Raw genomic sequence first — 12688 nt, 5'->3', positions numbered from 1 at the left:
AGGACGGTCCGAACGCTATTGAGCTGCCGGAAGGCAATTCAATATCAACCGAAAAGTATACCGAATCAATGCTCAAATCGGACTCAGGTGGTGACGAAAATCAAACGAAAACCAGGGGCTACGCATGAATTTATTTGTTAATTAGCGTGGCCAACGCCTCCAGAGCCGCTGACGGGGACTGCAGCTTAGCCATGATCCGCTTCACGCTTTTAGCCTCTTTTCCGGTTTCGGTTTCCTCTTCTTTTTGAAGTTTTCTGATCATTCCGAGCGCCCATTTATTCAAGAGGACTCTGTTTTGCAGATAGTTAGCGTTTTTGCACTGTGTCCTATCTTGATAGAAGTTAACATCCAGAACGTAGTGGAGGTCGTTTTCAATTCCCCAGTGACGTCTAACGGCTCTGGCACATTGTTCTGCGATATGGGCATTCAAGAAGTTCAGGGAGCTAATATAGTAGCGATCAAGAGAACTGATCTCGCCGGTTGTCTTGCTAACGCTCTCAGTCGTAGTTTTAACGATCGTGCCTTCATCGAGCCCTATCCACTTCTTCAATAAGACTGCGGGCAGACAACTTCCGGGAAGCACCGAAATCTTTCTTGTCTCGATTCTTCCATGTCCGAGTTCAACTTTTTCGATCTCCACGGTACGAGTTTCAGTGCGGTCCATAAAGCTTAACTGTATGTCATAGAACAACGATTTGTGGTTCTGTTTCACCGCAAGACAGTAGTCTGCCTTTTTTTGGATTAGAGCTGAAGCAAACTTTTCCTGTGTATTGAGTGCGTCAGCCGTAACAATACATCCTGCCAAATTGAGTCCCTCAACCATTGAGGCGGCATGCGTAATCTCATTTTCCTTATTCCCAATGAGCTTTTGTCCTAAAGCAATTCCATTTTCAGTGTCATAGAAGGTAAGGATGTATTTACCGGCTCTTTCACCGCCTCTTCTAGAGGCTTTAACTGCTTGACCGTCCACTGCAACAACTCGAGAAGTAAATTTGTGGAGCAGCGGTTCTACAAGTCTGCCGTAAAAGCTCTGGAATTGTTCGGGATCTATCAGCATAAGAAGACGCCGAACGGTATCGTGAGAAACATCCTGCTTGGGAAAGTCTTCAAATACTGTCTCCAGGGCCGCTCGATGGTTGCTCCAATAATCAGCGATTTGAACACAGCTTGTCTGCCCGGACAACGAGCTGAGCAGAGCAACCAAATACACGTACGCCAAAGGATATTGAACCTTCGCAGCCTGACGGGGATCAATGACCTCATTGGACAGAATTTCAGAAGTTTTGTTAACGACATCAGCAGTCGAAGACTTAACCTCCTGCTTCAAATCCTTGATTTGCTGTTTAAGCAGGTAGCTTTTGGCATAAGTAAATACGCCGTTAACGATCGTACCGACCTGGGTACGCTGTTCACGAGATCTTTTGTGTTCCTTACTGTAGTAATAAGTGGACTTGTACACACAGAAGCGTTGTTGTTTCTCGTTCCAGTTGACCTTGCAGCCTTCCGGGATAAGGTCTAGGATTTCCTTGCTGACAGCCATCATGCTACCTATTGAATTATAGACATATATATTATATGTCATATTTCAAAAAAAATCAACAGTTTTTGTCGACTTTTTAATGAGTTAAGGATGTTTCGTTAAAAATTATGTGCGTTAGCCCTGAACGAAAACGGCCTTGACATGGAAAATCAAGGCCGTCTTGCAAATATTTAGAAGGAAAATACGCCTTCAATGGTGATTATGGGATTTCCCCTTGTTTGTGCCGCTCGATGTAGTGGAAAGGAAAGTTTCCTGTTTTGGCATCTGCAAAATAAAGCCTGAGGATTTTGTCGACCGAGTTGAAGGCAATCTTGTCCCACGAAATTTCGTCTTCGCTGAAGAGTCTGGCTTCAAAGGATTCGGGACCGGGATTGGCTTCGGGGCTTTCCATGACAGCAAGGAAAATCACATGCGACTGGCTGGCATGCGCTAAATCTAAATAGACGTAAGGTTCGTCGGCAATCCGGAAATCGATCCCGGCTTCTTCCCGGGTCTCTCTAGCCGCACCTTCTCTTGTGGTCTCCTTCATTTCCTGGTGCCCGGCAGGGAGCGTCCAATAGCCTTTTCTCGGATCTATGGCTCGGCGGCAAAGCAGAACCTTGTCTTCCCAGACGGGAAGGGTGCCCACGATATTTAGCGGATTCTCGTAGAAGATTTCTCCGCAGGCCGTGCAGACATAACGTTCATGATCGTCGCCCTCAGGAATCTTTCTCTCTACGGGCGCTCCGCACTGTGTGCAGAAAAGAATTGGCTTTTTACTCATTACCGACCTCCGAAAAGAAGGAGAAACAGGCAAATGATTTTGCCTGTAGGAGCCTTAGCGGTTAAACCGAGAAACCGGAATCGGTTCTCTGTAATTAAAGACGTTCATTCGAGTGAGCAGCTTTCCGAGGACTTCATACTTGTACTCAAGATATCGAGCGTGCTCTTCTTCCGAAAGACTGCCTTCCTGATGCTTGATGACTTCTTCGGTCCATTCCTTAGTAAAGATATGGTGATCAAAGCTGTAGGCAAAAGCTCTGTCTAAATAGGCGACCTCAAAGTACATGGCGCCGTTGGCAGGCGTTTGAGGGGCAAAGTCCGGTGCGATCGAAGTATCGACAAAATATCTGCCTTTTAAGACAGCACGCGTCACCAACTCAATGCCGTCACGGACTTCGTCTCCGGGGAAAGAAGTGCGGAAGCGGAAATATTCGCGGTGCGGAATCTCGTTAGGACAAAGGTCTTCGAATGCTGCGTTTAGAAGACGGAAAGTGACGCCGCTCGCGATTAAGCCGCGATTTCCGCTGTAGCGCATTAAATCTTCACGCTGGAAAACAATCGGACCCTCGTCATCTCTGACCGTTAGATAAGTGGTAGGTATGTAATACATATTATTAATAGCTTAATTGAAAGGCAAAACGGACGGTTTTGAAGCCGTCCGTTGTGATTTTAGATAGATTACAGAAAAGCGGGATCAAGTCGGATCATTTTGGTCGGCCGAGCCTTTATCCTGCATACGACGGTAAATAGCGGCAGCGATCGGGCCAGAAATGTTGTGCCAAACCGAGAAGATGGCGCTTGGAACCGCGGCGATCGGATTGAAGTGTGCCGTTGCAAGAGCGACACCTAAGCCGGAGTTCTGCATACCGATTTCAAGGCTCAAGGCTTTGCACTTAGCCACATCCATGCCGGTGATCTTGCCTAAGAAGAAACCGAGCAGGAGGCCTAAACCGTTGTGAAGCACGACGACGGCGAAGACGAGGAGACCGATTTCGGCAATCCTCTTCTGAGAGACGGCAACGACAGCACTCACAATCATGATGATCGCGATAACGGAAATGGCCGGAAGGGCAGTCACGGCAGCGTCAATCTTGGACTTGAAGATCGCTTTGACGATCAAGCCGAGAATAATCGGCAGGATCACGATCTGAATAATGGACCAGAACATCGCGACAGGATTCACGTTAATCCAGGAGTGAGCAAAGAGATAAATCAATGCCGGAGTCACGATCGGAGCAAGAATGGTGCTCAGAGAGGAAACGGTCACGGAAAGCGGGACGTCGCCGCGAGCCAGATAAGTCATCACGTTGGAGGCTGTACCGCCAGGGCAGCAGCCGACCAGAATGACGCCGACGGCAATGTCGGGCGGAAGATTAAAGATTAAGCAGAGCAGCCAAGCCAAAATCGGCATGATTGTGAATTGGCCTAGGGTTCCGATGGCAACAGCCATCGGCCGACGGAATACTTCGGAGAAATCGCTTGCCTTCAGTGTCAAACCGATACCGAACATAATGATGCCTAGCAGCGGAGAGATGTAAGGAGCAAAAAACTTGAAAGAATCTGGAGAGACATATGCAAGACCGGCAAAAACAAGAACCCACAGGGCAAATGTTTTGCCAAGGAATTGACTAACAGATGCAAGGAACGCCATTTTAATTTTCTAGTGTTAAACAAAATCTCTTATAGACGTTCGAACGTCTTTGGGTAAAAGCGATTCGAATCGTGGTTTGCAGCTTTTAACTGCCTTTTAAACGTTGTCGGGATCACCGATCAACGTGATGAATAATTTAACGCCAAAAAATATTGCTTTTAACTTTTCGAAAGACAAAATTAATTTTCGCAACGTGATATTTTTATATTCCAATAAATTCAATTAGTTATAATTTAATCTCGTGCTTTCTTCATTGTTCGATTCATATTTAGAAACTCAAAATAGGTTTTTATTGTCATCGGGAATTTGCATGACTTATAGAACAGTGATATAGTCACACTCCTCGTTACACGAGATGTTTCACATTGATTGCGGGGTGGAGCAGTCTGGTAGCTCGTCGGGCTCATAACCCGAAGGTCACAGGTTCAAATCCTGTCTCCGCTACCAATTCCTTTTGTAGGAGTTGGTTGTTTTGGGAAGGCATACCAAAACGTAAAACGACGGTTACGTCAAACACCCAATAATTGCGGGGTGGAGCAGTCTGGTAGCTCGTCGGGCTCATAACCCGAAGGTCACAGGTTCAAATCCTGTCTCCGCTACCAATTCTTTTTTTGAATTGGTGATGTCTAAGGCAGCTGTTGGGCTGCTTTTTTCATGTCTGCTTTTTGGATTCCAGAAGATCCCAAAATCCTTCCCAAAAATGTAATCAGGGGTTAATTCCCGTTAATCCTTTCTTTAATTATCATTACTCACTATATAATTGCGCTGTTAACCATCTAAATTTATATGCAGGTTCTCCGCATATGTCCGTTCATATGCCTGCATAAATCGGTTGGTGCGAATTAATTTTTACCCATTGATGTGGGCTTCGCATTCTTAACCACGGCCTTTGATTGCCGACGCTATCCCGGCCTCCGATTTACCACCGGACGGAAACGGAATAACCCGATTGATCCTTTACGGACAACGGAAATAGCACATCGTCTTACAGATCTTTCAGCAATATTCAGGCTGCGTGTAAACGCGCAGCCGCACTTTTTTAGGAGAACCCATGAAAGAATTCTCAAAACGGAGAACCGATGCAGTTAAGGGGCTACGCAGATATCGTTTCCTTTTTCCGCCCAAAAATAAATATTGTCTTGTAGGCCTAAAGCGCCATCCGGATAACTGGCAGTTGGTGGTTTTAACGCTGTGCCGAATCTACAACTGTTTCCATTCCACTAAGAACAAATGTTGTTCAAGAGAAACCTCAGTTGGCAGAAAAAAGTTTTATATGAAGTTTTTTCACTACGCGGCTAAAGAATTTAGGATTGATCCGCGTCAACTAAAAACGGAACACGTGGAAGCCTACTTCCATTACAAAATCACCGAACGACTGAACCGGGGAGTGGATCCGAAGGCCATCGCTAAGAGAGTAGACAACGAACTCTGTCATTTGAAATTCTTTGCTTGGTGGATCTCAAAACCCAATTGCATTCCGAAGTTCTCAAAAATCATGAAAGCGGAAAGGTTTCGTCTGGAAAACTGTCCGATGTCTAACTTTCGCAGCGCTCATACGGACACTTTTGCGCTTAGAAAGAAAGTCGATGATGCTTTCAAAATCAGTGATTACTTAGGCGTCCAAGTGATGGCTATGGCTTATTTCGGACTTCGTCCGGCCGAGTCGGTCTGTCTTGAGCATCAGGAGTCTTTCTGTTCCGAAGGCGGACGTCCTTACATCCATGTGCTGAAAGGGTCAAAAGGCGGAAAGCCTAGAAAAATCCTGATGAAAACCGTTGATCAGCACGACGCCTTCGAACAACTCAGCACTTTTTGTACAGAGAAGGGCATTGAACTCTTCCGAGATCCTAGCCTTTCGGTGCAAGAAGCCCTAAAAATTCAAAGAAAGCAGCTCGTAGAGGAATTGGGACTTTCAAAAGAAGTTTTTGAAGGATCTGCCTATTCAATGAGACATTCTTTTGCTTCGAGAATGATGGACGGATATAACCCAAACGGCGAAAGGTCCTCATTGGAAGTCTCTGAAGACCTTGGGCATCACCGAGCCGAGGTGACGGCTGTTTATGTCGGAAACATGGAACGCGCCGGGCAAGACACAATCCCCGGATTATTAGTTGCCTTGGTCTCTAATCCGATGCATTCAAGCACGGAGGACAGGCTCAAAATGTTCTTTCGTGAGCTTCTTGTCTCCCATACATTCTTGGCATTTTCGGTTCTGTTTTGGTGCGTTTATTCTTCTGATGAAGGTCGGGATTTGGAGGCATTGGCCGCAAGAAAGCAAGCGATTTTCGGAAAGAAACGCAATCTCTATACCGAAGAAGTATTGATGGAAAAACTTTCATCGATAAGTACGAAGTCAACCGCTGAACAGTTCCTAATCCAATTCAATCAGTGTTGTCCGGCTGATTGGATCGAGAAAAACGTGATGGCGCCGTTCGATGCCAACTTGTTTTTCAAATAGTGAAAAATGGCAGATTTTCCGATTTTTTCCTTCTGAAAAGCCTAAATTTTCAAAATATAGTACCAATTCGGGAAATTACTTATGACCTTCATCAAACCCATGTAAATCAAGGGTTTGGAGAGGGTGTAAGTAGGTAAAATTTATATAAAACAAATAGTTGAACACAATTTTGCAGGCAGATTTTACAAATTTCAGGTAGAATCCCTTATGTCGAAATAAATCGAGATTAATTGTGTTTAGTAAGTTAGAAAGAAAGACAGTTCGCCACATGATGGAATCTGTCGGACTGATTGCCCTTGGTTATATTATTGCGGTCGCCGGCGCCGATAGTACAGCCGTCATTGTTGCAGGCCTTTTGGTTATGTTGGCCGGATGGTTCTTCCTGATTCGTTCAGGACATGGAACGCTCCATCCTAAAGCAAGACAAGTTGCAGCAGCCAGACAAGTAGAAGAACAAAAAGCTATGGCAAGTGCTGCGGATTGATGAACATCATTCCTTTAGAGCTCGAGTAAATCTCGGGCTTTTTTGTTTTTCCGCACAAGCAAGCAAAGGCATCGTTGTAAACTTTTCTCAAAAGAAAAATCAAAGTTTTTTCCGGAGAAGAATGATGAAATTCACGGTCGTCATCGATAACTATTGTGCCAAGTCAGGCATGCTCGCTGAATGGGGCTACTGCAGTCTCTTAGAGACAGAGCATGGCAGCGTGATGATTGACACCGGCGGAACCGGTCATGTTTTAAGGCACAATCTCGACTTTCTTAAAGTTGATCTCAAGAAACTCTCGGCTTTAGTCCTTTCTCACAGCCACCATGACCATATCTCAGGTCTCCTTGATATTGTTTTCAGTTGCCCCGGAATTCCGATCTACGCAGGTAAAGGCATCGAGATTGAGAGAAGAGGAGATGCCGACGCATCGAGAAGAAGCGGCGGCGTGCCTGTAGGTCATTTTCCTAATGCACACCTCATCGAGGATTATGTAGAAATCGTGCCTGGCGTATATGCCTTCCGAGTCCCTGAGCAAAATCGCCGTACTCAGTATGTTTGCTGCCGCAACATGTGGGAAGTTGGTCCTGACGGGCAAATTTTTGCTGACCGTTTTGAAGACGATGTCTCCTTGGCTGTAAAAGGAGAAAAGGGTTGGAGCTTGCTGCTTGGCTGCGCACATGCGGGATTACCGAACATCATGCAGAGAGCAAAAGACTTGTTTGCCATCGAACGTCTGCACATGGTTGTCGGAGGTTCCCACCTTTGCGGTGTCGATCCTGAAGATTACGGCGTTTGGTTTGATCGACTGGCTGAGTTTCCTGTCGAAAAATGGCGCCTGAATCATTGCACGGGATTTAAAGCCGCGGCGGCCATGGCTGCTAGATTCGATGATGTTGACTGGGCCGGTGCGGGCCGCAGCTACGTACTCTAATTCACGAAAAGGAAGCGAAAATGATTAAGCAATTCATTGCGGATGCCTTCACCGATAAGATTTTCCACGGAAATCCAGCCGCCATTTGCTTCCGGAGCATTGGCCGACAGACAAACTGATGCAGGATATTGCTTCTGAGAACAACCTCTCAGAAACCGCTTTTGTAGTGAAAGAAGCCAGCGGCTGGAAGCTCAGATGGTTTACGCCAGACGGCGAAATCGATTTGTGCGGGCACGCAACACTGGCTACTGTATTTGTGCTAATGAACTTTGTCGAGCCTGATCTAACTGAGGTTCAATTTTCCACGCTCAGCGGAAAACTTTCCGCAAAGAAAAAGAACGATCTCTTCGAAATGGATTTTCCGGCGTACGAACTTAAGAAAATTGAGGTCACTGAAGCAATGGAAAAGGCTATCGGTTGTAAGCCGTTAGAAGCTTGGATCGGCCGTGACTTAGTTTGTGTACTTGAAAACGAGGATCAAGTTATCCAAGCCAAACCGGATCTTGAAAAGGCCAAAGCTTTAGACGGTTTACTTTTGCACATAACTGCCAAAGGAAAAGACAAGTACGACTGCGTGAGCAGGACGTTTGCACCGAAATTAGCCGTAGACGAAGACCCGGTATGCGGATCCGGTCATTGCCACTTAGTGCCGCTATGGTCGGAAAAGCTCGGAAAGAAAGAGATATTGGCCTACCAGACTTCTTCTCGAGGAGGCGTCCTTTACCAGCTAGGCCCGTAAAGCACCGTCATTTATGACGGTGATATAAGGGCCCAGTCCGAAGGACTGGCTATACTAAACTGGTTCTATCTTTTCAGATCTAGGGGCGGGCTGTCCCTAAGTTAAGTCTGTGGAGAGATGTGAGACCTGAAGGAGTATACGGTTGTGTCCAAGCACGTATCTCCTTTTGGAGAATGTGCAAAAACCAAGCTGTACTCCTTTGGGCAATCTCGCTGAAGCAGAAACCCGCCGAGGCAACTTCGACATTAAGCTACGGCTGTCGGAGAAGCGGTAGGAATCCTCTTCATTTATGGAGAGGAGGAAGTCAATGCGAGCTTGACGGAAAGCGGGTCAAACTTGCAGGTAAAGCCGTCCTTAATTCTCGCGGAGAACTGTGCATCGAAGTCTATAGAGCTTCAATGCAAACCGGAGTTTGCCGTCTGTATACGGTTTGATCTGCTGCTTAATTTAGATCGTGTACATGACGGCAAAATAATGCGTGACGCTTCCGCCTAAGACAAATAAATGCCAAACCGCATGGTGATAAGGAAGTCTTTGCCAGTTATAGAAGATCGTACCGAAGGAATAGAGCAGACCTCCGGCTACAAGCAGGACTAAGCCAGTGACGGGCAGGGCTTCTACAACCGGTTTAAAGGCAAACAGAACCAGCCAACCCTGAAAGAGATACAGGAAGGTGTTAAGCCTGTCGCTTTTCTTCATCAGCCAGGGCTGGAAAATAATACCGAAGACAGCAATAATCCAGCAGGCCGTGCAAATCGTGATGCCGATCCAATTCGGCATAAGATTCAGCATAAAAGGCGTGTAGGTTCCTGCGATCAAAAGAAAAATGCAGGAGTGGTCAACATACTGGAGCGCCTTTTTGGCTCTGACGTTCGGTATAGCGTGATATAGCGTACTTGCTAAATAAAGAACGATCAGAGAAGACCCGAAAATACTAAAAGTAGTTACTGCCAAAGCATTTCCGTGCCGGATTCCGTAAAGAATTAAGAAGACAAGTCCCACTATGGAAGCAACGACCGCCAAGCCGTGAGAAATAGCGTTGGCAATCTCCTCACCACAGGTGTAAAACTTCTCCTGCGTTCTCAGAAAACCTGAATAAGTACGGTCCATTCTTATCTAGTCGGTTTCTTTCGAAACCGACTCCCTTATGTCTGATTGTTAATCCCAATATAAAAGTCTCTGAGATCCCTAGCGAAAGTAAAAAAGCTGACTTTGTAACAAAGCTATTCACAGCGAGGCAAATAGGCAAAACTCGTCTTTTGCCTCAGGCGCATGAACTGGCAATGGGTTAAGATTTCTGAATCCTCTAATACACAAGGAGATTTTTTGTGAAAGTTTTTGCTCAGAACAGAACAGCAGCTTTTGATAAGAGGGCAGTTATTAAGTGTGCTGCCGCTGTTGCTCTGTTAGTTGCTGCGTCTAAGGTTTCTTTTGCGATCGGTCCTGTTCCTCTGACCATGCAGACATTTGCCGTCGCTGTCGTCGGCGCTTGGCTCGGAACGCGTCAGGGCGTCGCCGCTGTTATCGCATACTTAGCCCTCGGTTTTGCAGGTCTTCCCGTTTTTGCCACGCCGCTTTGCGGCCCGGCCGCTTTGATGGGTCCGACTGCCGGTTACTTAGTTTCTTTCCCGATGGCCGCTGCCATCAGCGGTTTGCTTGCTGAAAGAGGCTGGGCAGGCAAACGTGTTTTTGCTTCCTTCATCAGCCAGTACGCCGCCAATATTTTTATTGTCGCTTTCGGCGCACTCTGGCTTTCTGCTTCCATCGGCGTAGAAAAGGCTGTTCTGGTCGGCTTTGTGCCGTTTGTCATCGGCGCCTTGCTTAAGGCAATCCTTGGAACCGCAGTTCTGTATGCAAAAGAATTAAGCAGCAGACAATAATAGGAATATTCCTTGAAGGCATAATCCGGAGGTATTAATCTTCGGATTTTTTTATACTTATTCAAGAGGTTAGCTTTTACCACATTACTCAGGGTTTTTTCTTATGAACTTTGGGATGTATTCCAATCCTGAGCTAAGTCTTAAATTTCACATATCGAAACAATCAATGTTTCGAATCACCTCGATCACGGAGAAAACATATGAAAGTTAAGACTCTTTTGAGCTTTGCCGCAGCACTCTGTTGCGCAGCCGCTTTCAGCATGAGCGCCCAAGCTCAGTTGAAAAATTCGCCGATGCATGCCAACCTTCCTGACAATGCAACAACAAAAGATTGCTTGGTTTGCCATCAGTCCTATCAGGCCGTAGCTCAAAAAACAGCCAAGATGAATCCGAATCCTCACAGCAACCACCGCGGTGAACAAAACTGCACCAACTGCCATAGCGTTAAGGGCAAACCGCACCTCGAATGCAATGACTGCCATACATTCGCAATCAAGATGAAAGGAGAATAATAAAATGACAAGCGTATCTCGTCGTACTTTCCTTGGAACAGCCGCTGCTGCTTCCGTTAGCGCTGTCGCCGCTCCTGCAATGGCTGCTTCCACTTCCGGAAACAATCTTCCTGCCAAATGGGATGACACAGTTGACGTCGTCGTCTTGGGCTGCGGCGGTGCCGGTATGATGGCCGCCTGCCAGGCACACGATGCCGGCGGTAAAGTTGCCGTTTATGACGCAGGTCAGTCTCCCTTCCATACAGCTACCAACCTCTGCGGCGGCTTGTTCACAGCTTGGGGTTCCAAGATGCAGAATGCCGACCCCGAAGGCCGTAAAGACTCCTGGCAGCAGTTCGCCGAAGACATCATGGCTTATGGTAACTACATGAGCTTGAAGGAACCGGTTTACTGCTTCGCAAAGAACTCCGGCAAAGCATTCGACTTCCTTGAAGACGCCGGTCTTGCCAAACATCACCTTGAACCGTATGCCGGCCACAGCCGTCTGCGCGCTCATCGTCAGGACTCTTTCAAGGGCCGTGACTACATTGAAGTTCTGGTCAAACAGCTCGACAAGCGCGGCATCAAGATCAACCACGGTATGGGAGTTACCAAGTTCTACTATGACCCGGCTACTAACACCGTTGTCGGCGTTCAGGTAGGTGAAGGCGACAAAGCCAAGAACGTCAAGGCCAATAAGGGCGTTATTATGGCTACCGGCGGTATCACCGGCACACCGCAGTCTCTGGACCGCTGGGTTCCGAGCGTTGCAGGTAAGGGCGTTGCCATCGGCGGTCCGAAGAATGACGGTACAGCTATGATGGTTGCCGTTCGCGACGTCGGCGTTCCTCTGTCTCACATGCAGTACATCGCTTCTTATCCCTGCGGTATCGTTGTCAACGGACGTAACGGCCCGTACTGCCGCTGGTGGTTCATCACCAATAACGGCGGTATCTTGGTCAACAAGAACGGTCAGCGCTTCATTACAGAAAAAGAAGGTATCTGCCACGTTACTCCGTCCCTGGCTTCTCAGCCTGACGGTTGCCACTATGTCCTCTGCGACCAAGCCGGTTGGGATCGTACCCTCGGCAAGATCAAACTCGGTGCTTTGATCGGTCTGCCGAGTTGGCCTGCCGAACGTGTTGAAGCAGAATTCAAAGTCGGTAAGAACCTCTGGAAATGCGATACTCTTGAAGAACTCTGCCAGAAGTCCGGTATGAACCTTGACGGTCTGAAGAAACAGATCGCCACATGGAACGAAGCAGCTAAGAACCATAATGACCTGCAGTTCGGTCGCAGCGACAAGGATATGTATCCTCTCGGCAAAGGCCCGTACTACATGATTCGTATGGAACCGTGGAACAACCTCTCCTGCGGCGGTGTTCGTGTTAACGAAGACCTCCAGGTTCTGGGTTGGGACATGAAACCTGTTAACCACTTCTATGCAGCCGGTGAAACCGTTGCCGGTGTTCACGGAGCCTTCTACTGCGGCGGTAACGCCTGCGGCTTCGCTCACACCTCTGGTTGGGTTGCAGGCCAGAAGGTTATGGGCAAACAGATCGGTTAATTCTCCTGTGATCTGACGAAAGAATGGGGCGCCGCAAGGCGTCCCTCTCCGATAATTTGGATGAGAACGGCGTCTTCGGGCGCCGTTTTTTGGTGTGCTCGGCATGAGCATTCTCTATAGGGTGAAAGTCCCGAGTCTGCCCGCTAGTGGGAAAGACTAGCGAACCCCAAGGTGTCTGCAGT

Annotated in this window: 12 protein-coding genes and 2 tRNA genes; 9 read left to right on the top strand and 5 right to left on the bottom strand. The window is 47.3% G+C overall.

Going from position 1 to position 12688, the window contains the following annotated elements:
- Window positions 1-130 precede the first annotated feature (130 nt).
- The 4 genes from ACZND6_RS05855 to ACZND6_RS05840 form a co-directional block, all read right to left on the bottom strand.
- Complete coding sequence (locus ACZND6_RS05855; RefSeq protein ID WP_489524467.1) at window positions 131-1540, bottom strand: ISAs1 family transposase; 1410 nt, start codon at window positions 1538-1540, stop codon at window positions 131-133.
- 199 nt (window positions 1541-1739) lie between these two features.
- Window positions 1740-2303 (bottom strand): NUDIX hydrolase, encoded by a 564-nt coding sequence (locus ACZND6_RS05850; protein WP_293737458.1) that lies wholly within the window; start codon window positions 2301-2303, stop codon window positions 1740-1742.
- 54 nt (window positions 2304-2357) lie between these two features.
- The gene (locus ACZND6_RS05845; protein ID WP_293737459.1) at window positions 2358-2912 is read right to left on the bottom strand and encodes a hypothetical protein; all 555 of its coding nucleotides are present in this window, start codon (window positions 2910-2912) and stop codon (window positions 2358-2360) included.
- 84 nt (window positions 2913-2996) lie between these two features.
- Complete coding sequence (locus ACZND6_RS05840; protein WP_293737460.1) at window positions 2997-3953, bottom strand: bile acid:sodium symporter family protein; 957 nt, start codon at window positions 3951-3953, stop codon at window positions 2997-2999.
- Between the two features lie 370 nt (window positions 3954-4323).
- Between ACZND6_RS05840 and ACZND6_RS05835 the strand changes: the two genes are divergently transcribed.
- The 6 genes from ACZND6_RS05835 to ACZND6_RS05810 all read left to right on the top strand — a co-directional run bounded on the left by ACZND6_RS05835 (window position 4324) and on the right by ACZND6_RS05810 (window position 8568).
- Window positions 4324-4400, top strand: a tRNA-Met gene (locus ACZND6_RS05835).
- Window positions 4401-4478: 78 nt separating this feature from the next.
- Window positions 4479-4555 (top strand) — tRNA-Met (locus ACZND6_RS05830).
- A gap of 671 nt (window positions 4556-5226) precedes the next feature.
- Complete coding sequence (locus tag ACZND6_RS05825) at window positions 5227-6411, top strand: site-specific integrase (RefSeq protein ID WP_293737461.1); 1185 nt, start codon at window positions 5227-5229, stop codon at window positions 6409-6411.
- Window positions 6412-6643: 232 nt separating this feature from the next.
- Window positions 6644-6895, top strand: coding sequence for a hypothetical protein (locus ACZND6_RS05820; protein ID WP_300874702.1), 252 nt, complete (start codon window positions 6644-6646; stop codon window positions 6893-6895).
- A 121-nt stretch (window positions 6896-7016) separates the two neighbouring features.
- Window positions 7017-7829, top strand: coding sequence for an MBL fold metallo-hydrolase (locus ACZND6_RS05815; RefSeq protein ID WP_300817113.1), 813 nt, complete (start codon window positions 7017-7019; stop codon window positions 7827-7829).
- Between the two features lie 118 nt (window positions 7830-7947).
- Window positions 7948-8568, top strand: coding sequence for a PhzF family phenazine biosynthesis protein (locus tag ACZND6_RS05810; protein ID WP_300874697.1), 621 nt, complete (start codon window positions 7948-7950; stop codon window positions 8566-8568).
- 447 nt (window positions 8569-9015) lie between these two features.
- Here ACZND6_RS05810 and trhA read toward each other — a convergent pair whose 3' ends face one another.
- On the bottom strand, window positions 9016-9678 hold the full coding sequence (trhA, locus tag ACZND6_RS05805; protein ID WP_293737466.1) for a PAQR family membrane homeostasis protein TrhA: 663 nt from the start codon (window positions 9676-9678) through the stop codon (window positions 9016-9018).
- A gap of 218 nt (window positions 9679-9896) precedes the next feature.
- Between trhA and ACZND6_RS05800 the strand changes: the two genes are divergently transcribed.
- From ACZND6_RS05800 to ACZND6_RS05790, 3 genes are all read left to right on the top strand, one after another.
- A complete protein-coding gene (locus ACZND6_RS05800) occupies window positions 9897-10448 on the top strand; it encodes a biotin transporter BioY (RefSeq protein ID WP_300874694.1) in 552 nt (183 codons plus the stop codon).
- Between the two features lie 200 nt (window positions 10449-10648).
- A complete protein-coding gene (locus ACZND6_RS05795; protein WP_008864068.1) occupies window positions 10649-10960 on the top strand; it encodes a cytochrome c3 family protein in 312 nt (103 codons plus the stop codon).
- 4 nt (window positions 10961-10964) lie between these two features.
- Complete coding sequence (locus ACZND6_RS05790) at window positions 10965-12506, top strand: FAD-dependent oxidoreductase (RefSeq protein ID WP_300874691.1); 1542 nt, start codon at window positions 10965-10967, stop codon at window positions 12504-12506.
- Window positions 12507-12688: the final 182 nt, after the last annotated feature.

Source organism: Parasutterella sp., from assembly GCF_057870745.1.
Note: the sequence above shows the minus strand (reverse complement) of the source record. Positions and strands in the feature narration are given on the sequence as shown.